This window comes from Vibrio sp. SG41-7 (genome assembly GCF_014164465.1).
In the GTDB taxonomy this organism is placed as follows: Bacteria; Pseudomonadota; Gammaproteobacteria; order Enterobacterales; family Vibrionaceae; genus Vibrio; species Vibrio splendidus.
The window spans coordinates 1-21,826 of the sequence record NZ_JACJFF010000068.1; the positions used below are offsets into that span (position 1 = coordinate 1).

Below are 21,826 nucleotides of genomic sequence, written 5' to 3' on the forward strand. Positions count from 1 at the left end.
ACGACCAAGCTTCGTTACATTGTCAGAGCCGCTGCTTTATTCAGGCTCTTAGGGGCATCTGGTGGTACAGATGGTTCACTCTTCGTGGTGAACAACGCTTCATACGACTTCAGGTCGCACGGACAAAAATGAGTTAGCGATCATAGAGCTTCTATGTAAAAAGAGGCTTTATCGGTATATCTAGCAGACTTGCATTCCGATACAGCAGATAGAAAAAACATTGAAAATGAGAGCCGTCTATTCGAAAGATTGCAGAGACAGTTCGCTGTAATCCATCAACTGTACAGCGTATCAAAACAATGCTTTAGGATAGTCATTAGAGTTGTGCGGGATATGAATGTGTTTTAACATAAGTTTTTTGAATATCGCAATTCGGCAAACCATGAAATTTGTAGTTTCTCTCCTCAACTTCTTATTCTATTTGATTCTATTCTTTCTAGTGAAAGATATCGCATACACTGTATCACAGGCCCAAATATCAACTATTGCAAATTCTGGGCTATCATTTTTTTTGGGTAAAGTGGATTTCAGCAGGTTCTCCCATGTTCTATACACTGTTACTCTTATTGTGGGTATGATAAATGCCCTAGTATACAAGTTTCGTCCGACGTGGAAGAAGTATATAAGATTCATTGCACTACGATTCAATGTGAATGTATTGAGTAGCCCTACTTGTACTTCTATACTTCATTTTTCGGTCTTCGCTGTTGGTATATACTTTTCCGTTATATCTTCAGCCTTGAATAGATGGGTATCTAAAGATGAATTACTTACACAAGGTGCTAGTTCTTTATTTTCAACTGTAGTTGCTGGTTTTGCACTCTCTATTCTTATTTTCGTGCTGAATCAAACTGCAATAGGAAAGAAGAAAACTCTCGAAGACAAAAACAATCAAGACACATATCGTGAAAAAATTGAAGAATTACAACAAGCCATTCGCCTAGCACCGCCAAATGGTTTTGCCAAGTTATTAGCCGATTACGTTGATGTTGCCGACGACTTTGTTCAAGCAGTTCTTCAAAAAAGCAGCCGATTACAAACAGCACGCTCATATGCATCAAAGCTAGTTGGTGTTGAAAGCCGAGAAATTTATCAAGGTATCGAAAAACTACATCATAAGATCGACAAAACCGCCATAAATGAGAAAAAAGAAGAGATCAAAAAAATCATACGAACTTTAGAGTCAGGGCAAGAAGTAACAGCCTCACATATTCGTGCGATTCTCGCGGCTTATTCGAGGCTAGCGGCACAATTTGATGGTATCAAGCCTTCCGGAGATAACATCTATCGCGCAAACTTAATGCTAAAGTACAATATCAGCGATAAACAAATAAAGCAGAGTGATGTGTTCAGATATGTCCCTTCTATTTTAAAGGGAAATGAAAGCAGTAGCATAAAGCATTACCTAACTCTTCATCAAGAACACTCTATTAAAATTTTTAAAGAAAAAGAACGTATATCCGAACATGACGGTTCAAAATTAGTCCCGCTAGCGTTTGAAGCAGATGAAGATATCAGCACTTTTTCTTTACCTTTTTTTCTTGGTAAAGACAAAAAACACTATAACTGCTTTGGCGCCCCTAGAGCAGTTGTAGAGGTCAAGCATCAGATTATCAATGATACGCAGAAGGAGATTGAAAATTGGAGCCGTCAACAGGTTTCTCCGACTGAGCTTGTTGAAGAAGCGAAGGAGCACTTCAACCGTAGAGACATAGCAAAATCCATTATATCGATTCCAATAATGAATAGCAGGTATGATGAAGTTCACAACTCCTCGATATATGTCATGGGGGTTGTCAATATTTACCGCGATAAACCAGACCTTATGATGGGAAATGCTTCCAAACAACAGCAATTTGTTCACATAACAACCCCATTAAATTTTGCACTTTCAAAGATTGTTGCTCATGATATGGTATATAGGTACAATGTTAACTTCTTAAAAGATGTTCTTGATTTCGTAAACCAAGATAGCGAAGACTGTATAACACAAGGAGTGCCTGATGGGTGAGTTTCTAGAAAGTTCTGAATACATATTCAATGATCTTCTACAACAAGAGGATATGGATGCAGATGTTGCAGAAATTTTAGCATCTGGAGATTACTCGGATGAACAAGCAGTTGTTGAACTAGCCACAGAGTAAACTCTTTAGATAACATCTACCAATCATTTAAAGCGCTCCTCAGGGCGTTTTTTTGTTTCAAGCACATGGATTAGTCAAACAACGTTCGTTTCTAATGATAACGTGCCAACTTTCACATCGCGATTCAGTATTCTTTGAGCTTAATAGCCTTGGGCACAAGAATACCAACTACCATTCAAGATAAGTCGACCTCATAGATAGTGTCGTAAACTATGTAAAACAAACTCATTCAACCTTTCCATACCTTCTGCTTTGTTAAGCTTTTTTGTTTACTCATAGATTTTGATCTTAATCGAGACAACAGTAATAATTGGAGCCTACCATTACTTAGCGAAGGGCACTTGTCTAAATGTCTATGCAGAATGAAACTATGGAATCGAAAACTATCACCATACTTAGTGTCTGGTAGAAAAACGTAACGCTCTTCAAAAAACACATCACAGGCCCCACTTCTTCTATATACAGTTTCAGTAGGTAACAAACACACATCTTTTAGAGCTTCGCTAGGCAAATAACTTATCACTTTATAGATCTGCTCTTCAGTTGGAAAAACATCCTAACTGGGCGTATGTCTCACCTAACAAAGATGAACAATTCTGAGTGGAAGATATATAACTTCTATTCACAAGGTTGCTCTATAACACTATGTTTTAAGTATTGTTTCATTATAAGATAGCAGGTAAACCATCGGAGTTATCCCGTTCAAGGTAAATACTCCATCACCCAACAATTCTCTCTAGGGAGTGTTACTAGATTGGCAGAAAAGCTAAGGCGTATTCAGGTTAATGATACAGTTAAAATGAGCCTATTATCAGAGATCCAGAGTAAGTGTCCCCTATGCCGGAAGAGTTTAATCAAACGAAAAAAAACAGGCGCTGAAGTTCCCGTTCGAGTTTTTGATATAGCACATATATACCCACTAAATGCTACTGAACGAGAGCTAGATCTTTTAAAAGATGAAGAACGACTTTGTGATGATATTGACTCAGAGGGTAACTTCATTGCTCTTTGCAAAGAGTGCCATAAAATGTATGACACCAAGAAGACAGTTGAAGAGTATAGACAACTGGTTGAGATCAAAAAAGCAGCTAACAAGATTCGGTCTCTAACCGAGACATGGGATACCCAATCATTACATAAAGATATCTCGATAGTTGCGGAAAGAATTGGCCAGCTTACCAAAATAGAGCTGAACAACACCCACCTTTCATACGACGCCCTAAAAGTGTCAGACAAAGTTAATGAAACTTTTGGGTTAATGAACGAAATGAAAGTCAGCACGTTTGTAGTTACTTACTTTGCCCACATAAAAGAGTCTCTCAGGCGTTTAGAAATGCAACGAAAAGCCAGTTCAATATTCATATGTAGCCAAATACGTTCCTATTACAGTTTATTGGAGCTAGAAGGATTCAATCAATGCGAGATTTTCGAGCAAATGTGCGAGTGGTTTATGGTCAATACTGGTATTAATGACAGAACAAAAGCGGAAGTATTGGTTTCGTATTTTATTCAAAACTGCGAGATATTTTCAGATGATAGTTCCAAATAAAATAATGTCTATCGACGAAAGTGTTGTTTTCAAAGCAGCAAAGCTTTTATCAAAACTAGATGACAATAATGATGTTTTAGAGCTTTATTCAAAGAACAAGAAACTCTTTGTAGATATACCCGATTACATTGAAGCTCTAGACGTTTTATTCGTATTAAAGAAAATATATTTAGATCTAGACAATGGGATAATTAAAATTGCTTAAATCAATAATGTGCGAAAAACTCGTAGAAACAACTTTAACGTTTGAAAGAGGTTTGAACTCTGTTGTTGGTGCGGATGATGCCCATAATTCTATAGGGAAATCATCAGTATTGATGTTGATTGATTTTGCTTTCGGTGGAAGTGACTTTCCTGAAAAGTGCGATGACGTAATTAAAAACGTTAAGCATTTTGACGTAGGGTTTACCTTTGAATTTGACAAGGTATATACATTTGTTCGCAATACAGGTACGAATGACAGTGTTTATCACATAGAAGATAGTAATGTACTCACAATAGATGAATATAGAAAACTCTTAAGAGAAAAGTACAATATTGATAGATATGCCCTTAGCTTTAGAGAATGCGTTAGCGCATTTTTTAGAATCTACCAAAGAGATAACCACAATGAGAAACGCCCTCTCGACATAGTGTCAAAAGAGAAATGGTTAGCTATCAGAAAACGAATTCTAAAGCTGTTTGACGAGTACAGTGCAATCTCCAAACTAGAGCAAAACAGAAAGATTGAAACTGACATTCAGAAGGACATAAAAGGTACATTCAATACTGGTGCGGTAGTAAAAATCAACAAAACAAAATTTAAAAAGAATCAAACAGAGCTTATGACTCTAAGGGAGCAAATATCTACCCTAAAAAATGCATTAGAAGCGAATGTTACTGATATCAAGTCCATAATCAGTGCCGAAAGTGCTGAACTAAAGCGCAATAAAGACAGTTTAGTTGATTTAAAAATCAGACATGAAACCAGCCTTAGCAGAACAGAAAACAGCCTATTAAAAACGAAGCTAAAGAGCAGCAAGGGGTTCAATGAGCTGATAGGGTTCTTCCCTGAAATAGACAGAGAAAGGTTGTCACAAGTTGATTCATTCCATAAAGGCATCAGTAAGATCATGCGGAATCAACTGAACGAGGAAAAACACACACTAACTCTGACTATTAATGAAATAAAATCTCAAATTGAGGATATCGATAAAAAGCTTTTAAAGATCGTAAACTCGAAGGAAGAATCTGTTTATTTACTTGAAAAGCTTATTGAACTAGATCGCTTTGAAAAAGACCTATCTCAACAAAATGCCTTCTGGGAGAAAGATGAAGAAGTCAAAAAGAGAATTAACGATCTTAAAGATGACATAAAAAATCATCTAGTCGACTCGATTGACAACATCCAAGTATCAGTCAACGAAGGATTGAGTAAATACATAGGTAAAATCTATTTAGACAAACCGATCAGTCCTAAGTTGTACTTGTTTGACTCTGACTATAAGTTTGATGGAGGCGATGATAGAGGGACTGGTAAAGGGTTTGCTAACATGATTTCTTTAGATTTAACTCTTTTAGAGAAAACTTGTTTACCTTGTATCATCCATGACAGTTTGTTGTTTAAGAATATGGATGTAACCTCTATAGAAAATTTGATATCTACTTATGCAAGCTTTGAAAAGCAAATCTTCATATCTATTGATGAAGTATCGAAATATAAACCATCGACGCAGAAGATAATAGATGAGTCTGAATTTATTAAACTGGATAATAATCGTGTTGCTTTTTGTGTGAAATGGAAAAATAAATAAAGTTAATAAGTTACCGAACCAATACAAAAAAATAGGCGCATTTAGCGCCTCAAATGGTAAGAGAAGTCATCTTTTATCTGGGATTTGGACTAATTCAAAGAAGGCTGATTTTGTTTCTCTCAACACCGTAAATTTATAACAAATTTTGGGTGATTTTAAGTTCAATCACGCAGCTTGCGTGATTGCTTTGTAACTCGGAAAGGGGCATTTTCGAGCTGGAAAATGCCACGTGTTAAAATTCAGATTGTGACGTTTTTGGGGCAGCTCTGAGCTAGCTGGCACTTTGAGAGACAAGTGCCACGGGTAAAACTTTAGGCCAATGAAGCCTCTGGATAAAACTTTGCCAGTGACATTACTAGAATAGAATGCTGCTGCGCGGCTCACTTGGCTTTGCGAAAATCGCTACTTCATGACATTAGCTGATTAGTCATGTACAATTAATGCAACCAACAAGAGGAACATTGATATGGCCAATGTCTCAAATCCGAAGCGCCAAAAAGCTACATTTACCCCTAGCTTAAAGAACTTCAAAACCAGTTTGGGTTATGAAGGCATGACGATAAATAAGAAATCGAACGTTCAAACCATTGAAGATTTAAAACGCAAGTATGCGAGATAAATATGGTGCTGATCAGGACAAATACTGTTACTCAAATTCTGATGTTTTAATTAACAGATTGAATATACTTGACTCGGATGAACTTGAAAAAGCCGAAGTTGAGTTTACGAGTTATAGGTACCTTTCATACAAAAGTAATGTTTCTGAAATCAAGCATTTAGACTTCAATCACCTCAAATGTCTACATCACCATCTATTCCAAGATATTTTTGAATGGGCAGGTCAAGTTCGAGAAGTGGATATATCTAAAGGCTACACTCGATTCTGTACCGTTTCTAGGATTGAAGCTGAAGCTTCAAAATTATTTGATATTATCCCTTCGTTAGACAATTTGGCTTTGCCTGATCTTATCCAAGAATTAGCCAGTCTATTTTGCGAATTAAATTTGTTACATCCTTTTAGGGAAGGTAATGGCCGAACTTTACGTTTTTTCTTTGAAGAACTCGTATTTGTCCTTGGCTACACCATCGAGTGGCCTAAAATTACTCAACAAGAATGGATTGATGCAAATATTGCAGGGGTATCACTCGATTTAGAACCGTTAATTACAATATTTCGTTTAGCTCTATCTAGTGAAAAACAAGACTGAATTTTTGTGCGATTGCATTAGTTTTAATCGCCTAAACTCAGCTGAGGAGTGTTGAACCGCTTTTTTCTGTGAAAAATAACGGGGCGAAAGTGGTTTAACTTATCTTCGCCGTCTAACTTGATGTAGCCAAAAACAGATCAAACTAAATTGGAACTGACAAACTTTAATGTCCTCGGACAATTACAGTGGGAATAGCTGATTTATAGAAGCCGCGTATCGAAAGAAATTTCGTGTTTTTTGGCTGTTTTGATGAGTTTTGGATAACCTGGATGTTTTGTGTTGAGCACATAGTTTTGTTCGCGAGGCACAATCACCGATGGGGTCGCCAGCGCCAAGCTTGAATAGCTCGATAACCATTGATCACCTATTTCGGCTGTCTGAAGCGGGGCTGGCTCTTCATTCCAGTTGTCCGGTAAGTCGTCATTTTCAAGGACCAAAGCATCGGCTTCATCCAGTTCCAACGTAAACAAGACATAATTTTCAAGTACTTTGGTATTTTTGAGATGAACCAAGATTTCTAAAATGGCAAGTGACTCTGACGCCGCAACATAAACCGCAGACCGTCCAATAGAATTCCAACGCCCTCCGTACAGTCTGGAGCCTTCGCCATCGAAAGCTGACTCTTCCCACTTTTCCTTTACGATTCGGTACAAAGTGATCAAGAAAATACCCCATGCTCTAATCGTCCAATTAGGTTTAGCACACCCTCTGATTCAGCAGTTGTGGCAACCATATCGATAGGGCGGCGATTACCCAAACCAACCACAGGGGATTTGATCCATTCACACGCGGCCAAAATATCACCTTCAAACAAGTTGATGGTTTGGTTGAATATCTCAGCAAAACGGTACAAACGATCACTTTCGTCTTTGTTAAAACGTCCCGCTTTCGATCTGCGGTTTAGTGTGGCTGGTGGAATTGTAACAGCGGTAGCCAACTCTTTCTTTTCCAATTTAGAGTGCTTGGCTAGTTTGTCAAAAACATCAAAATCCAGACCTTTATGAACAGACTCATAAAGGGTTACCCCTCGCGATGGAATACCTACTTGCTGCCAAAAGCTAGCTGGCTGTTTAACAGGCTTGAATGCTTGCATTTGTGACATAACAATAACTCCTTATCAGATGGTAGTGTCATTATGTATCAGATGATTGCGGTAGGCAAGTTTACAAGTACATAGCTTGGAAAATTGGAGAGCGACAAGTAAGTTAGAGCCTTGTCTTCTGGCTTTTAAGTCCCTTCGCTTGTATCGACAACAACATATTGAAATTCAAGAGGCTGCTAGGATGTTGGGGATCAACAGGGGTAGTTTCAGCAAAAAATTAAACCAGATTACAAATAATGAACTTGGATTGGTTGAAAGCCTATAGATATATATCAAGCCTATTAGGACACAGCAGAGGGCGTAGCCATCATTACCTTGAAAAACGCCAGCCAGTCAGTAGCTTGGTCTAATTTACCCCCGTGATACATCACGGGGATTTACAGCGAACAGCATGATAAGAACGGATAACTTTTGGCAGGGTAAACCAATAGCTTAAAATTGCTTTTGCACTGGGCAAGGGTATTGCTCTTTTAATGCGGCGGTTAGATAGCTGGCGATGCTGCCACCAATGCCTGCTTTGCCGTATTTTTTTAAACGAGGATCGTGTTCAAGTCTGTTGTCGATAATTGTCATCAGATCTTTGGTTTTCCATTCCCATAATGTTTCGCGATTGGCTGCATCTTTCATTGGCAAGCAATAATCAATGCGTTGGCCGCGAGTATCTAAACGGGTGGTATAAAAGTTCACGGCGTTAGCAGCGACACGAGTACCAATCAATAAATCTCGATACTCAGGACTCCCCGGATTTTGATAATGTTCAACATAGTAACTCATATCTGCAGGGCTGTTGCCACTGCTGAGTCGGTCGATTTCTGGAATTTGACTATTGGCTAAGCTCAAAAAAGAGAAACATGTGCCTAAGCCTAATACGAGCCATTTCATCATTAATCCCTCCATTTAATACTGTGTATCTTACTAGGTCGTTACGATTTTTCATTTTAATTACTCAATAATTAACCATTATTTATAGGTTAAGAGCGGGTTTGATCCTCCTTCTGTGTTGGCTGTAAGGTTGATGGTGGCTCAACACGGTTACTGGTACTCTCAAATTGTTCACGTGTATCCTCCACGATTTGCGAGTGGTTGTCGGGGGTGTAATAACGCTCAGTGCCTCCGCGTTGTTTATGCTGCTCAATCACCGTTTGGCTGGTGTTGCCTAGAGCCTTACCTTTGTATTGTTCGCCCACCATTGTTTGCCACTCGGATTGGGTCGGCTCAGGATTAAAGGTACGTTCGTGCTCTTCTTGAGTGGGGACGCTGGCGAGCACAAAATCTTTAAACGTGTCGGTTGTTTTAAATTTTTCCCATTCATCAGCGCGGGCTTGGCGTGATTTATCATTACTACCGGTAAGAATCTGTTCTGCTCGTCCTACTTCAGATTTATATTTCTCCTCCACAAAACCTTGGAATGGTATTTCCAGTTTCTCAGTCAGGCTGGCCAGATGACGTTGCTCTTGGCTGTTGACTTGACTGAGTGTATCGACCTCTTGTTGAGATTGTGTCGTGGACGTTATCAAGCCTTGCGTCTCACTAAAGTTCGCCGTAAAGCCAGTGGCGTAAGTGCCCATCTCCGTATTACGTTCGTCGGCCGTGAGGCGGTTGCTTGCATCGATGGTTTGGTTGGCACCAGAGCGGTAGGATTCGATAGCGGCTTGCATTTGGCTTTGTTGTTCGTTGCTCATGCTGCTGAGCGTTTCGCGGTCTTCCTGTGTCCATTTTTGTCCCGTGGACGCGTTCACACTCCCATTAAACCCTACGGCGTCACCGAGAGCGCCGCTTGACAGTCCTGCATTCACGTCATAACCGCCGTACGCAGAGTGTAAGAAGGCATTCGCTTTCTCATGGCTCCATCCGGTTGCTGCACTGACTTGCTCAGTGGCGGAGTTGACCTGCTCTAAGCCTTTTGAAGCCGCAGCAGTTGCACCGTGTCCATGAGTTAAACCGTAACCTTGGGTTGAAGAATAACTCTCTTTCCAATCGGCCATCAGTTGAGAGCCACTTTGTGTGCTTTGCGACAAGGCCGCTTGTTGTGTCGAGAGGTTCGATTGAGCATTGGTGTGCAAGTATTGCACCGCTTCACTGTATTGACTGGTTGATGCGACGTTCCATTGGAAATTCGACGCGGTAGGGCTGGTGTCATATACGGTGGTATCCCCGTATTGCGTTGAAAGCATACCTTTAGTGTCTTGGGTGGTGGTACCGTGCTGTTTCAACAGGGTCGACGTATCAAACTTATTGCCATTGACGTTATTAAACGTGTGGGTCTGCATTTGCGTATTACCGTGGCTGATGTCACCGCTTGAGGCCGCTGCCGACGTACGGGCATTGGTTTGGTTTATCATCCCCGCCAGTTGGTAGTTTAAGCTGCTCATCATGGCCGCTGCGCCCTTGGTTAACGCCAAAGCAATCGCGGGGGTGGACATCATCAAGTATCCGGTAATGGAGGCGTAACGCGTGTTGACGTAATCAATGCCGCTCATGTTCGAGAGGGTAATGCCGCGTAACCCTTGTGTCGCGCCCTGGGTCGCCCCTTCTAAGAACCACATCATGATAGCGTTGAGGATGGTGAATATCATAGGCCAAGTGGCCAGATAGAAAAAACTGCCAACGTAGTTTTTAAGGACAGGCAGCGCCATATGTGGCAGCAAGGCAATGATGGCAATGATCGCCCCAAAGCAGACAAACAAAATCACTCCTATCGAGTGCATCATTGGAATGAACTCTTTGGCTTGCAGCCCAATGTTGGCCCACATGGTGGTGGTTTGCATTTGGTTGGCGGTGTAGGCGTAGTTGGCCGCGATACCTCGGTGCGTGTTTTCGATGTTCCATCGCGTCATGTTGATGACCATGTTCTGTTTTAAAATATCGACCGCGTTGTTACTGACCCCAATTAAATCTTGGTGACTATTCTCGATGGCGTTTCTTAAGAACGTTGATTGGATGTTGCTCTCTCGTCCCAAGATATACGCGCCCAGTTTATTCATGGTTTGATTGGCCTCTTCATCAAATTGTTGAGTGAGTTCAGGAAACGCGTCGCGGCAGGTTCTGTATTGACCCTGGGGGTTATAGAGCCCACGAATGGGGGACATCGATTTTGTGGCGAGAAAACCCAGCAAATCCGGTGCTTGCAGGATGTTTTGCATGGTGTATTTTTTGTTAATTCGAATGTCTCCGACGATGCAGTTGTGATAAAAGTCTTTCCAATAGCGTTGCAGATCAATGGTTTCGGCGTTGGCGCTACGAAGCAACGTGTATAAATTCGAACCAAACACCATGCCTGAGGAGCTGTAGCTTTCATCCTCTGTACTGCTAAAGACGATTTCAATGCCTTCGGTTAAGCCGTGCATGAACGTGGTGGCCGCCCAACCGGGTATTGCGACGATGTAAGGCACGTTATTCACGTAATAAATGCGCATAGGATTTTGCGCGTCATTGATATGGACGGTGGCTTTCATGCTGATAAGAAAAGTGGGGATAGCCAAGTAAATGAACATAAAACGCATCACATGTTTCGCGTCTCGAGACACAAAAAATAGGGTGGCACTGATGATAAAGGCCAGTTGTAAGGCGATTTCGATTAACGAGCCAAAGGTGTTGGTGGTAAAAAAAGTGGCGACGGCGTTCAAGGCTCGTTGTAATTGAGGGCCTGCGCCATAGAGATAAAAGTCTAAGGTCATTGGGGATCTCCTTTAATGGCCAAAGGTGAGGTTCGATAGGGTAGCGTCACTTGCCGATTGGCTAAGGAGCTTTCGTTTGCGTTTTAAGCGCTCAGTGAGGGCTAAGTACGCGTTCAATTTTGTTTTGTGACGGTCTCGAATGGTTTGTAAGTAATCCCTTGCACTGTTGATGCCTTCGAGAGTGCGATTGACGTCGGTTGGGTTAACCGAAGCGAGGTTGGTCATGGATTGATTGACGATCATCAGCATGTTGTTGAGATAGGCATGCAAGAGATCGGCGGCAATATTTTGAGCGTATAAATGGCTTTCTGGTTGTAGGTTGAGGTGCGCATCATCAATGAGCATTGCTAAGATAGGAATGTCACTGAGTTCAACAAAGCTCTTCTCTGAGTCGGTGATAGGTTGGTCAGATTGTAAGTGGGCATAGAGCGTATCGACGGTGTGGCGCACTTTGGCGTTAAAGGCTTGGCTTTCATTTAGGCTGATGGCGCTTAGGCTCATCGAAAGGCAGGTCTCGGTGTTGTCGCATCGATACACCTCCAAATCCCCTCCGGTCAAAAGGGCGTTAATGGCGGTGTCGTTACCCACTAACATGGCCGGAATGTAGCTTGGCGTCCCCTGCGCGTCGTAAATGACGGTGCCAGTGAGGCTTACGATAAACTCGGCGACCTCTTGATTGTCTTGAAGGTAAGCGCTTTTCATGAGCGCATCCCACACCACATTTAAGTTCACTTTCACTGCGTGCGCCGTGGCGTCATCGGTGTTGCTAGCCAGTGTGCTCTGGTTGGTACGGACGTTGCGACATTCGTGTTGCGCTTCTAACCAATCAGCGAAAGCGTTGCTTTGCGTGCCTAAGGTGGCGCAGGCATGTCGCTTGGCTTCCCCATCGGTAAAGGCCGCTAAACCAGAGACCGCCGATTGCGCTACTTGGCAAGAGTTCATCGAGGTGGTGAGGAACTGATCAGCAATGGCTTGCAGTTTGTCCCGATTCTCTTTGATGCTCGGCGCCCAAGTTTGCAGCGCTAAATCCACCGCGAAGGGCACGGCGTTGGCAATGACGGCTTTACCAAAAGCCACCAGTTGGTCAGAGTTAATATGAGAAAAGCCGCCCATAAAGGCGTCAATGCCACCGCACCCTGCGCTGACAGAAGGCAAGGTGATGGCGGCCAGTTGAATGTTTTTGATGTTGGTGCGAGCAAACAAACTGCCCGCATTATAGTAGGTGGCGGATTGACCCTGATAGGCACTTGGGTTCGTGATGTTGCTGTTAAAACTGCTGTCATCCCAAAAGCTGTTCATGGCGTCGCCCAAGCCGCCGGCATGAAGTGAACATGAAAGACTCATTAAGAGAGCCAGGAGGGTAGGTCGCGTCATTGTAAACTCTCCATGATGGCCACATCGGCGCGCAAGGCTTGGTAGCTCTTAAGCAGCTCAGTGTATGGAACATTGCCTTCACTCAAACGCACGTACTTACCATTGCTGACGTTGATTAAGAACGTGGCGGGCGTAATGGCGTTTTTGAGATCCCCAAAAAACGCAGCGGTGATGTCAGAGTTGGTCGGTATAGGCGTCGCGTAACCGGGGATGGGTTGTCCGTCAAAGGAGAAATCGTACACAGGTAGTTGAGTAGTTTGCTCTAGCCGCTTCATGGTTGGGGCAAAGTGGTGACACTCAGCGCACTGACTAAAATGGAAGAACACCAAGGCGTATTGGCCTGTCATCGCATGAGGGGGTTGCGCTTGAGTGAGGGAGGTTGAGGCGAGCGTCATCAGCGTACTCAACAATAACGTGCGGATAAAAGCGTTCATCGGGGCGTCCTTAAGTTAAAAGTCGCTGTCTTGGTAATTGGTCGCGACGTTGTGAAAGCGAGAGAGCAAGTCTTTTTGTGAAATGAAGCCGTAGGCGAGGGGCTTGAGTGCTTTGGTGTGGATATTGGCCAGCATTAAAGCCGGTGTGTAGCGCACCTGTACACGCCCTGTCTTATCAATACGGTTTTCATTAATCGTCTCAAAGGTCTGACCGTCTTTGCTGATCCCGACCAGTTCGATGTGGTACCGGTGGGCAAAGTCTTGGATTGAGGGTGCTAGGGTTTGAGATAAGGCGTCTTGCCCTTCGTAGATGAAGTAGAGGCCCCAACCTTCTTGTACCAATTGACGCACAGTGGCTTCGTTTTTGAGTTGGATACCTTGATAGTACGTCGCTCTTGCGGCTTGCTCTGTGGGGCGGTCTTTGGTGTACGAGTATTCGGGGTGTTCGTTGATGAGCTTTTTGAAGGTCATGCCCGTTTGCGTGGTCTTGCCATCGATGAATTTTTTCAGCTTCATCAATTTTAGATTTTTCTCTTCATCGGTTGGGTTAATGGTGGCATCGTTTAACGCTTCATCAAACGCGCGGTGGAACCATTGCATCTGCTCGGTGGCGCTCATCACGGTAGAGACGCTGTTGGGGGGGAGGCTCTCCTCCTCTTTGGGAGGGACTTTGGGCGCTTTGGTCTCGTTATACCAGCGCCACCCCTTGGGGGGCTCATCGGCGATACTGTGAAAGGCCAATAAAGCCAACAACATTAACGGTAGGGGTTTGATTGTTAATCGGTTAATTGAGTTGTTCACCGTTTTTGTGGATAAGTCCTTCATGGTGTGACCTCATTATTGCCAGAAACTCAGCATCTTGTGGGTGCGCGTGTGAAATAACGTCCAAAGTGCTTCATCAATGCCACGCTGTTGTTGGTGCCTCATCATTTCTTGCTTGAGCTGATGGAGTTTTCGTTTGAACAGAAGATGCCGAATAAGGGTGATGGCAAACCCGGTTGTCGACAGGGTGGCCACAAGTAAAGGGAGTAGGGGATCCATATCATGTCCTCATCATTGATTAAGTTAATGGCGATAAGCGCTGTGTAATCGCTCTTGGATTTCTGTGGCCGAAGGCAGGTTGGTGTTGCCGTGCATGTCGTCGTAGAAGTCCGAAAAGTCGAGGCGTTCAAAATCTATGTCTTGAAGCTGCTCGGGGGTAAGGGCGCCGCAAATGGGGTGTTTGGCGGTTCCCAGACTGATGCCAAGTTGACCTTTCGAGCCTTGCTCTTGGATGATGCGCGCCAATTTGCTATCAAAGACGCAGTAGGTCTTCTTTTCCCGGATACACGCGCCTAAGACCTTTTCTGCGCAATAACGGCCAAGGGCTATCGTAATGCCTTGCTCTTTGGCTTGACCGAGCGCTTTCTCTTCATCATTGCATTGGGCTATGCCAATACTCGTGCCCCAACCGCCGTCTTTACAGCAGTCGGCAAAACCAAAAGCGGCGTCTGTGCACTTCATGCCTTTGCCTGTAAATATCTTCGGTGGGTTACCCATACCGTCAGCGGCTTCTGCGAGCGCGGCTAAGGCTGAGGTGCTTTCATTAAAGCGGTTTGAAGTGGTCGCCATGGCTTCAAAGCAATCGCCATCCAGACAAAAGCTCTCTTCTCCACAGATTAATTGGGTGGCACTGCAGCGCCGCTGTGGGCAGGATTTATTGACTTTCTCCTCAATGCACACACCGTTTTGCTGGAGGCTGCAATGGGTTGACGTCGTGGTGCAATCGGCGGGCAGGACGTTGCACGTATTGGGTCGAGTGCATTGGTGCTCAACCCGATACTTCCAGCAATCAAGCGTGGTCGGTATGCCATTAATGATGCGGGTGGCTCGACCTTCAATGCATTGCTGGCGAGTGATCTTGCATGAGTTCATCAGGTTGCATTCTGTTCGCCAAGTAATGTTGTTCTTGATGCAGTTCCCTCCGGATAAGGAGAATCCGTTTGAGCAGCTCAAGGTGACTTTTTTCGTTTGTGTGGTGGGGCGACAAATCTGGTAGCGTTTATACCAGGATTCGTTACTTTTCCAGACAATGTGGTCGGTCTGTTTTAAATCGCCAAGCGTGTAGCCTTGGTTGGGAGAGACAACCTTCCCATCCCAGAAATACGTGGTATCTGACCCTGTAAACCCTCTTGTTCCCCCCGTTTGCCTCACGTAATTGTGATTATCGTGTCGGCATTGTGAGAGAGGGCGTTGGCAATTATCCCCTTGCTTTGTCCAGCCGGATGGGCAGCGGTAGATCACTTCACTAAGGCTCACGGAGGCGACGGGGACTTTGTCACACGGGACCGGGTTGTGAGTTGGTCGGTAGCATTGCTTTGCGATGTTATCAATGACGCATTGCGTGGCGTTGTCACAATCCACGTACTGATTAGACTGACCATGACTGATTTCATAGGCGTTCTCAATGCCAAGGGTGGCGAATCGATACGTATCATCGTTTGGGTCAATGGTGACACTATTATTGTCAAACCCCTCTTGTATCGCTTGAGCGTGTTCGTTGTTGCCAAACTCCGACGTGGATTGGTTTGTGATTTGTGCATCAGTCATCCCGGCTTCATCAGGCTGTCGGATTTTGCTTTCACACCCTGGATTATTGTCGCTGCAGAAGTCTGACAGGTTAAGCGTCATTTCTGAGTCATTGTAAGCCTCGTTCGGGGTGTTTTTCGCCCACTCCACGTTGTCGTAGAATGTGTTTTCTTGAGGGGCGGCAAGGGTATGAAGGGAGAGTAAGAGAGCAGCGCTGAAAGAGAGAAAAACAAAAAGTAGTGAAAAGGGCGAATTCAAGGGGAACTCCTATTGAGCACTTGTTTGGCGATGTGTCCTACATCGCCTTGGCTTAAAATCGTTAATGCGTTAGGAAGGGAGAGGTTGCCGTGAACCATGTCGTAATCACTTTGCGGGCAAGACGCTTCATTGCACGCTTCTCCAATGGCCACAAACACGGGGACGTGGGTGATGTTAAATTGACGAAACCACTGTGGACTGATGGCAAAACCGCTATCAATGGCCATTTCGTCGTCGTCCGCTTCTAACAAACTCAGTATTCGAGAGGCTGTCGGTACCATGCCTTCTGGCAGTACCCCACGTATCACGAGAGGAACCTGATATTGCTGACTTTGTTTGAGTAGCTGTCTAAGCGCGTTATCTGGCATGGAAAGCGACACAAACACCATCACACCTTGCGCCTTTTTGTTTGGATTTTCCTGAGGCACCCCAAGAACACTCGCCAGTGGCGAGTCTTGCAACACGTTATCGAGGTGTTGATTCATCGACAACGCTTCTTGCTTATGTTGCTGACCTCGTTCAAGAAAGGTGGTCAGTTCACTGTGATTGGTTGGCGCTGCAATGGTCTGCTCTTGCTTGGCAAGCGCTTTGAGCTCTTCTTGAGAGTAACCCTTCTCGGCTAGTGAGAGAGGGCTAACCAGCAGAATAAGTAACAGCCATGAGGCTCTTGGGCTAAATGACATCGTCTCATTTCCTTATAAAAATACGCAATTACGTTTTCGCCAGTTCACAAAACCAAAGTTACCGCCGGTGGTTGGGTTGTCTTTACCTTGCTCCCAAAGTGACGAGGTGGTGCCATAGGGATAACAATGAGCGGCATCACCAATCGGTGCCGACAATTGATAGCGATAGCGACTTTTCGGCAAGATAGGCTCTGGCCATTGGTAACAGATTGCGCCATCTTCGCCCCGGGTTTCCCACACAATGCCTTGCCTGTGCATTTTAAAATTAAAACGCTCTAACATCAGTGTGCCAACTTGAGGGCCGGTATGAGAGTAAGCGCTATTACCGGTTAATGGGTAGACGCTGCCTTGTGAGCCTAAACACCAAAAAAGCGCATCAAAAGGCAAAACGCGCCCGGTGGTGGTCGCCATGGCTTCGGTGATGCAAGAGAGCTGCGTGATGGGGTGGCCAAACAAAATGGCTTCGGGGTTAAGAATGAACGACATCTCATCATCATCCCAAAACGGGTCAAGCTCGGTGAGGTAGGCCACATCGAAATTATCCGTGGCCATGCAGGCGGCCGACTGCATCAGTTGTAGCCAGTAAATCACCGGATATTTGTACCAATGCACGTGATAAAAAGCATTGCCGCTGGTTTTGCTGCTTGAGTCGTGCTGCGAGCCTCCTATTTGTTGGCTATTGTCATTACTCAACTGCATCCCCATGTTGACCATGCAATAAGGGACTCGCGTCACGTCCACCAAGGAATACGGCTCCCAATACCCAATGTTTAAGCCAATTTGCATAAAAATGGGCGGGGGTTTAGGACAATAGGAGATCGGCATGCTTGGGTTGGCGGTGTCAGGGTATGTCGAGCTAATGAGAGGCACACTGCCCAGTGTCATAGGAAATAGGCAGTCCCAACAAATATCAGACAATGGATTTAAGAAATGCCCCGTACAAGCGGCGGATTGAGCTTGGGTTTGCCAAGGAAATAGGAACAAACCAAGCAGTAATAACCCATGGGATCTCAAGGTCTTTCTCCTTATTTTGTGTTCGTCGCACTCTTGTTTATGGTGGTGAACGGCGTCACATCGATCTCTGTGATCTTCCACCGCGCTCCGTCTTGTTCAATCAGAGCGGGAATGTGTGAGAGTTGAAATTGACGGCTGTAGTGACCTTGTTGGTCAAAATAAATTCGGGCGTCAAACTCCGTGGCGACGTTTTCTGGACTGCCGTTGGTGAGGGTCCATTTTATCGGCTTATCTGCGCGGTATTGTTTAGCCCAAGCGCGCTGGCTTGGGTCGTCACCATCAAGAAAGACAATCACATACGAGTAATCGAATGATTGTTTGGGAATGTCGACTGGCCAAGTGTCGGTATCAAAAGGGTTGATGACGAGGCCTTTAGCATAAAGGAGGTTACCTTGTGCATCTTTGATATCGGTGGCCAGCTTTAATGATGGGTCGATGTAAAAGGTGTTGGGCGCGGTGGTGGCGGTCAACCCTTTAACGGGAGGGGGTCTTCGCACGTTATTTTCTACGTTCTCCACAAACTGCTGTTGCATCTTTGCGGTTTCTCCCGTGGCTTCTAAGTGTGTCAATCTGCTGTTAATCCATTGCAACATGTCTACCTCTGCAATAGGGAAAAGTTCGCCTTGACGCCCAAATTGTTGACTAAGAGCGGTGGGGGCGATGGCAAGTAAAGTGAGACCGAGCACCTTTGAGAGTGCTGTTGGTTTGATGAATGAATGCCCGTGAACAATCATAAGATCATGACTCCTTTTTAAGCGCCTCAATAACGTAATGTTGGATCTCGGTGGTTCTATCCGGTGCGCCGCTGATGAGCGCGCCTGGCACGATAATCACGAGATGGTGCGCTTGCGCGTATTCTTTCAAGAGCCGCCTGAGTTCCGTATCAAAGGTCGCCAATTGCGCGCTGTGCTCCTGATCGCTGAGGTTGGCTTCAATGAGTTGGTCTTGATATTGCGCTAACGTTTGTTCGATATCGAAGACCACGATTTGAGGGGCGGTGTTGAGCTTGACGGCCATCAGCGTGAACATCATCAACACTATGGCAAACAGGGCACCGACAAGACGTGTGTGACGGATGGATTTCATTTGGCCTCCTTACCATAGATGAGGGTGTTGAAGATCTCAATTTCTGGTCCGTAAAAATGCTCTGCGGTTTGATTGACCGCATCCATGAGTGGGACGCCTTGGTTCATCAAGGTTTCACAGTACTCAAACTCATGCGGCTCTGTCGAAAGGCACGCACGAGTAAAAGGATCGGCAAACAAGCGATGAAAGGTCGTTACATCACCGGTTTTTAGCATGACAGAGCTGTAACCGGCGATGGAGGACTTTTCAAAACTCTTGATGACAAATTGCTCATAGGGTGAAAAGTGTGAAGGATTGTCTTTGATGAATTTCGCCAATCCACTGCCTTGACGCAGAGTGATGTGAATGTCGGAGTTATTGAACGCAGCGAGCGCTTCAGGTGTGCTGTAAAAATCCTCAATCCCTTGCGTCACGGTGCAAAACGAACCCCCAAATTTTCGGGCGGTGCGATAACCGGTATTGATGAATTCTTGTGCCTGTGCATTAGAGCCAGCCATCAGAGACCACGCCTCTTCAATGATGCACATCTTCGGCGTTGAACGAGAGCCTGAAAGGTACATCTGCTGAGTGATGCTCGACATCAGCGCAAAAATCACCGGTCGCATGATGTCCGAGGGAAATCCGTCGAGTTCAATGGTGGTAAAGTGGACATTGGGATCCAGCATGGACGGTTTATTGAAGGTGTCACCGTAGATCCCCTCTGAGCGGTATTTATTCAGTTGCATGGCGATATCAGAAAGGCGGCGATCACCGCCTTGTTTTTCGGCCGCCGCAAACAGCGCTTCTTGCACATGGTCAACCAACGTCTCGCTTTTGTGTGCCTGCCAAGCCGCAATGATGCAATCACCGAGGACCGATTTTTCAAAATCTCCCATTTCGTGTGTGGGGCAGGCCATGGTCGCAAAGAGTCCGGTGATGGTGTGCAGCGTTTCCTTGAGAGGGTTGACCTGTTCGCCTTTTTCATCGGTATAGTCATCCCCCATGGCAATGCGTTCCAGGTGAGTGAATGGATTGAGGTAAATCTTCTCAGCTGTCATGTAGCGGCCGCCAAGCATCAAGGTGAGCTTTTTAAAGCTCTTTCCTTTATCTAACGCCCAGATTTTACCGTTCATGGCAAAGAGGGTTTCGGCGAGCTTTTGCACAAAGAAGGATTTTCCTGCCCCGGAGCCTCCGGTCAGGGCGATGTTGTAGTTATCTGAGCCACAATTAAACGGATTAAACCAAAAGGCTTGTTGGCGCATGGTGGGAAGCATCATGCCGCCACTGAAATTCTTTACGTCCATCACAAGAGGCAAGAGGTTGGCCACATTGCCGGTTTTTACGGTTTGAATGCGTCCAGCACGGTCGCAATCGGCCCAAAACCCATCGGTCATCATGAACGGTAAGGTCGTCATGAGCGCTTGGCTTTGCAGCATCGAGACGGTTTGTAAATCAATCCCGCCAGAGCGAAAGGCGTTAATGGCAGTAGTGCGATGCAGTCGCTCGGATTTTTTGTTGGTAAATAACGTCAGCGTCAGGTGCATGTATGCCATGCTGTTGATGCCATCCGACATTTCATCTCGAATTTGCTCGCGTTCGCTCTGCTCTTTCTTCGCTTGAGGGAAGAAAAATGCCATCGGGGACTTGAGTGTTTTTTCCAGCTCTCCAATGCGTCCGCCATTTTTGGTCGCAAAACTGCCCGATTCTTGATGGCGAAAATTGAGGGTCATGAGGTGTGGACATTGCACATTTTTGGCCACGCTCTTTAAGGACGCAAAACAATCGGGCAAGGCGTAAAGGCGGAAAGTTCGAGGTGTACTGCGTAAACCCAATGAAATGATCCGCGAGGTCACCGTTTGATGTTGGCGGTTACTAAAGCGAACGTCGGTGTAATGTCGGCGAGTTAAAAACTCGGTATCAGGAGAGAGGACTTGTTTGTAGATCAACGCTTCTGGTGCGTAGTCAGATCCGCGAGGGGCGGTTTGTGTGGGGTCAAAATTGAGAATGCCTTCGACGTAGTTGATTAAGCCTTCGGGGGTAAGCGGCGTGAGCTCCAGTCCAATTTGGGATAAAGTCGTGGTGAGCGCCTCTTTGCAATCCAACACACTATCAACATCGTCCGTACTGGAGACAAACAACCACGCGCTGTAATCTTTGATGTCAAAGTAATGCTTCTGACGATGAAAAAAGCCGTGGTGAGCCGCAAAGTTGGCGTAATCGGCTTCTTGTTTTGCTAATTCACTGCAAATACCCGCACGAGCGGATTTCAAGGCGGTATTTTGCTCAATCAAATGACTCACGTGGTTGTGGCCCATCATGGAAAAATGGTAATCCCATTTATGGCCAGGCGGTAAATCCATGATGAGACGGTTAAATGCCTCCACCATGTCGTCATTCGCCCCCGTTAAGACGCTCAATTTGAATCCAAATCCTACGCCCTTTTTGTTATGAAAGAGGCTGTGCTGCGCATCAAAAGTGCGGTAAGGCAGTTCAGAATGAAGGTGGTTATATTCACGTTTGGCTTCTTGATAAAAACCCTTTAAATCTTTTGAGACGCCCATGGCGTTAATCCTTCTTGATAGCCTGAACAGGGCGACCTGTCCAGGTAGACTCGTCTAACACAATGTAAATATCCATTGTGTCGAGGTAAGTGGTGGTGTCATCCGAAGTAAAGGGAAAAATCACCACCTTCCTAACCGTGTCTTGGGTTCGAATAGGATGGCCTTCACGGGTGCGTCTTGGCAGTAAGGCAAAAGGGTGGGAAGCCAGGACGTTAGCCTCGGCGACTTGTTGTGTTGTTGGGTGTGTCGAGATGTTGCGAATGTCATCCATGCTGGCGCAGCCGGGTATACCGCCGATTTTTTGGCAACTAAATTCATCTTGAAAGCCCGCAGAGCAACCTGCTAGTAGGCTAATAAGCAGCGCTGTGAAAAGTTTGATAGTCATAAAAGCCGACC

Annotated in this window: 22 protein-coding genes; 7 read left to right on the forward strand and 15 right to left on the reverse strand. The window is 45.0% G+C overall.

Translation table 11 applies throughout. The features are described 5' to 3' along the window. The first annotated feature begins 658 nt into the window (after positions 1–658). The 7 genes from H5300_RS17090 to H5300_RS17120 all read left to right on the forward strand — a co-directional run bounded on the left by H5300_RS17090 (position 659) and on the right by H5300_RS17120 (position 6,694). Positions 659–2,011 (forward strand): hypothetical protein, encoded by a 1,353-nt coding sequence (locus H5300_RS17090; RefSeq protein ID WP_182796487.1) that lies wholly within the window; start codon positions 659–661, stop codon positions 2,009–2,011. Beyond that, on the forward strand, positions 2,004–2,144 hold the full coding sequence (locus tag H5300_RS17095; RefSeq protein WP_182796488.1) for a hypothetical protein: 141 nt from the start codon (positions 2,004–2,006) through the stop codon (positions 2,142–2,144). The genes H5300_RS17090 and H5300_RS17095 overlap by 8 nt, the downstream gene beginning before the upstream one ends. 754 nt (positions 2,145–2,898) lie before the next feature. Next, entirely contained in the window at positions 2,899–3,693 is a 795-nt protein-coding gene (locus H5300_RS17100; RefSeq protein WP_182796489.1) for an ABC-three component system protein, read from the forward strand. A gap of 4 nt (positions 3,694–3,697) precedes the next feature. Then, positions 3,698–3,898, forward strand: coding sequence for an ABC-three component system middle component 7 (locus tag H5300_RS17105; protein ID WP_182796490.1), 201 nt, complete (start codon positions 3,698–3,700; stop codon positions 3,896–3,898). After that, positions 3,891–5,486, forward strand: coding sequence for a DUF2326 domain-containing protein (locus H5300_RS17110; RefSeq protein WP_182796491.1), 1,596 nt, complete (start codon positions 3,891–3,893; stop codon positions 5,484–5,486). The genes H5300_RS17105 and H5300_RS17110 overlap by 8 nt, the downstream gene beginning before the upstream one ends. A 466-nt stretch (positions 5,487–5,952) precedes the next feature. Beyond that, positions 5,953–6,105, forward strand: coding sequence for a hypothetical protein (locus H5300_RS17115; RefSeq protein WP_016800262.1), 153 nt, complete (start codon positions 5,953–5,955; stop codon positions 6,103–6,105). Beyond that, positions 6,095–6,694 carry a Fic family protein gene (locus H5300_RS17120; RefSeq protein WP_102257488.1) on the forward strand — a complete coding sequence of 200 codons (600 nt, stop codon included), beginning with the start codon at positions 6,095–6,097 and terminating at the stop codon, positions 6,692–6,694. The genes H5300_RS17115 and H5300_RS17120 overlap by 11 nt, the downstream gene beginning before the upstream one ends. A 200-nt stretch (positions 6,695–6,894) precedes the next feature. Here the strand turns inward: H5300_RS17120 and H5300_RS17125 are convergent, their stop codons facing one another. The 15 genes from H5300_RS17125 to traV form a co-directional block, all read right to left on the reverse strand. Next, a complete protein-coding gene (locus H5300_RS17125; RefSeq protein ID WP_017093449.1) occupies positions 6,895–7,356 on the reverse strand; it encodes an RES family NAD+ phosphorylase in 462 nt (153 codons plus the stop codon). Further along, a complete protein-coding gene (locus H5300_RS17130; RefSeq protein WP_016800265.1) occupies positions 7,353–7,796 on the reverse strand; it encodes an antitoxin Xre-like helix-turn-helix domain-containing protein in 444 nt (147 codons plus the stop codon). Before H5300_RS17130 ends, H5300_RS17125 begins: the two co-directional genes overlap by 4 nt. 432 nt (positions 7,797–8,228) lie before the next feature. Then, positions 8,229–8,681 carry a hypothetical protein gene (locus H5300_RS17135; protein ID WP_016799983.1) on the reverse strand — a complete coding sequence of 151 codons (453 nt, stop codon included), beginning with the start codon at positions 8,679–8,681 and terminating at the stop codon, positions 8,229–8,231. Positions 8,682–8,767: 86 nt separating this feature from the next. Then, positions 8,768–11,473, reverse strand: a complete 2,706-nt coding sequence (locus tag H5300_RS17140; RefSeq protein WP_182796492.1) for a conjugal transfer protein TraG N-terminal domain-containing protein — start codon at positions 11,471–11,473, stop codon at positions 8,768–8,770. A 12-nt stretch (positions 11,474–11,485) separates the two neighbouring features. Then, complete coding sequence (locus tag H5300_RS17145) at positions 11,486–12,847, reverse strand: conjugal transfer protein TraH (protein WP_017061846.1); 1,362 nt, start codon at positions 12,845–12,847, stop codon at positions 11,486–11,488. Continuing rightward, positions 12,844–13,281, reverse strand: a complete 438-nt coding sequence (gene traF / locus H5300_RS17150) for a conjugal transfer protein TraF (RefSeq protein WP_016799993.1) — start codon at positions 13,279–13,281, stop codon at positions 12,844–12,846. Before traF (H5300_RS17150) ends, H5300_RS17145 begins: the two co-directional genes overlap by 4 nt. Positions 13,282–13,296: 15 nt before the next feature. Then, the gene (gene traF / locus H5300_RS17155; RefSeq protein WP_170962716.1) at positions 13,297–14,106 is read right to left on the reverse strand and encodes a type-F conjugative transfer system pilin assembly protein TraF; all 810 of its coding nucleotides are present in this window, start codon (positions 14,104–14,106) and stop codon (positions 13,297–13,299) included. A gap of 12 nt (positions 14,107–14,118) precedes the next feature. Further along, positions 14,119–14,322 carry a hypothetical protein gene (locus H5300_RS17160; RefSeq protein ID WP_016799995.1) on the reverse strand — a complete coding sequence of 68 codons (204 nt, stop codon included), beginning with the start codon at positions 14,320–14,322 and terminating at the stop codon, positions 14,119–14,121. 24 nt (positions 14,323–14,346) lie between these two features. After that, positions 14,347–16,107, reverse strand: coding sequence for a type-F conjugative transfer system mating-pair stabilization protein TraN (gene traN / locus H5300_RS17165; protein WP_017082647.1), 1,761 nt, complete (start codon positions 16,105–16,107; stop codon positions 14,347–14,349). Next, the gene (gene trbC, locus H5300_RS17170) at positions 16,104–16,790 is read right to left on the reverse strand and encodes a type-F conjugative transfer system pilin assembly protein TrbC (RefSeq protein ID WP_182796493.1); all 687 of its coding nucleotides are present in this window, start codon (positions 16,788–16,790) and stop codon (positions 16,104–16,106) included. The genes traN and trbC overlap by 4 nt, the downstream gene beginning before the upstream one ends. A 12-nt stretch (positions 16,791–16,802) precedes the next feature. Continuing rightward, positions 16,803–17,804 (reverse strand): conjugal transfer pilus assembly protein TraU, encoded by a 1,002-nt coding sequence (gene traU / locus H5300_RS17175; RefSeq protein ID WP_220503519.1) that lies wholly within the window; start codon positions 17,802–17,804, stop codon positions 16,803–16,805. An 11-nt stretch (positions 17,805–17,815) separates the two neighbouring features. After that, entirely contained in the window at positions 17,816–18,538 is a 723-nt protein-coding gene (gene traW / locus H5300_RS17180) for a type-F conjugative transfer system protein TraW (protein WP_017061842.1), read from the reverse strand. Between the two features lie 4 nt (positions 18,539–18,542). Further along, positions 18,543–18,890: a TrbI F-type domain-containing protein gene (locus tag H5300_RS17185; protein WP_016800271.1), complete on the reverse strand. Its 348-nt coding sequence runs from the start codon at positions 18,888–18,890 to the stop codon at positions 18,543–18,545. Beyond that, complete coding sequence (gene traC, locus H5300_RS17190) at positions 18,887–21,430, reverse strand: type IV secretion system protein TraC (RefSeq protein ID WP_016800272.1); 2,544 nt, start codon at positions 21,428–21,430, stop codon at positions 18,887–18,889. The genes H5300_RS17185 and traC overlap by 4 nt, the downstream gene beginning before the upstream one ends. Positions 21,431–21,434: 4 nt before the next feature. Continuing rightward, a complete protein-coding gene (gene traV / locus H5300_RS17195; RefSeq protein ID WP_016800273.1) occupies positions 21,435–21,815 on the reverse strand; it encodes a type IV conjugative transfer system lipoprotein TraV in 381 nt (126 codons plus the stop codon). Positions 21,816–21,826 lie beyond the last annotated feature (11 nt).

Excerpts from the sequence above, each read along its gene's own strand:
- H5300_RS17145 (WP_017061846.1), bottom strand. The coding sequence starts at position 12,847 with ATGACGCGACCTACCCTCCTGGCTCTCTTAATGAGTCTTTCATGTTCA.
- traF (WP_170962716.1), bottom strand. The coding sequence starts at position 14,106 with ATGAAGGACTTATCCACAAAAACGGTGAACAACTCAATTAACCGATTA.
- H5300_RS17160 (WP_016799995.1), bottom strand. The coding sequence starts at position 14,322 with ATGGATCCCCTACTCCCTTTACTTGTGGCCACCCTGTCGACAACCGGG.
- H5300_RS17095 (WP_182796488.1), top strand. The coding sequence starts at position 2,004 with ATGGGTGAGTTTCTAGAAAGTTCTGAATACATATTCAATGATCTTCTA.
- H5300_RS17135 (WP_016799983.1), bottom strand. The coding sequence starts at position 8,681 with ATGATGAAATGGCTCGTATTAGGCTTAGGCACATGTTTCTCTTTTTTG.
- traW (WP_017061842.1), bottom strand. The coding sequence starts at position 18,538 with ATGATTGTTCACGGGCATTCATTCATCAAACCAACAGCACTCTCAAAG.
- H5300_RS17105 (WP_182796490.1), top strand. The coding sequence starts at position 3,698 with ATGTCTATCGACGAAAGTGTTGTTTTCAAAGCAGCAAAGCTTTTATCA.
- H5300_RS17130 (WP_016800265.1), bottom strand. The coding sequence starts at position 7,796 with ATGTCACAAATGCAAGCATTCAAGCCTGTTAAACAGCCAGCTAGCTTT.
- H5300_RS17185 (WP_016800271.1), bottom strand. The coding sequence starts at position 18,890 with ATGAAATCCATCCGTCACACACGTCTTGTCGGTGCCCTGTTTGCCATA.
- H5300_RS17140 (WP_182796492.1), bottom strand. The coding sequence starts at position 11,473 with ATGACCTTAGACTTTTATCTCTATGGCGCAGGCCCTCAATTACAACGA.
- trbC (WP_182796493.1), bottom strand. The coding sequence starts at position 16,790 with ATGTCATTTAGCCCAAGAGCCTCATGGCTGTTACTTATTCTGCTGGTT.
- traV (WP_016800273.1), bottom strand. The coding sequence starts at position 21,815 with ATGACTATCAAACTTTTCACAGCGCTGCTTATTAGCCTACTAGCAGGT.
- H5300_RS17115 (WP_016800262.1), top strand. The coding sequence starts at position 5,953 with ATGGCCAATGTCTCAAATCCGAAGCGCCAAAAAGCTACATTTACCCCT.
- H5300_RS17120 (WP_102257488.1), top strand. The coding sequence starts at position 6,095 with ATGCGAGATAAATATGGTGCTGATCAGGACAAATACTGTTACTCAAAT.
- traF (WP_016799993.1), bottom strand. The coding sequence starts at position 13,281 with ATGAACGCTTTTATCCGCACGTTATTGTTGAGTACGCTGATGACGCTC.
- traC (WP_016800272.1), bottom strand. The coding sequence starts at position 21,430 with ATGGGCGTCTCAAAAGATTTAAAGGGTTTTTATCAAGAAGCCAAACGT.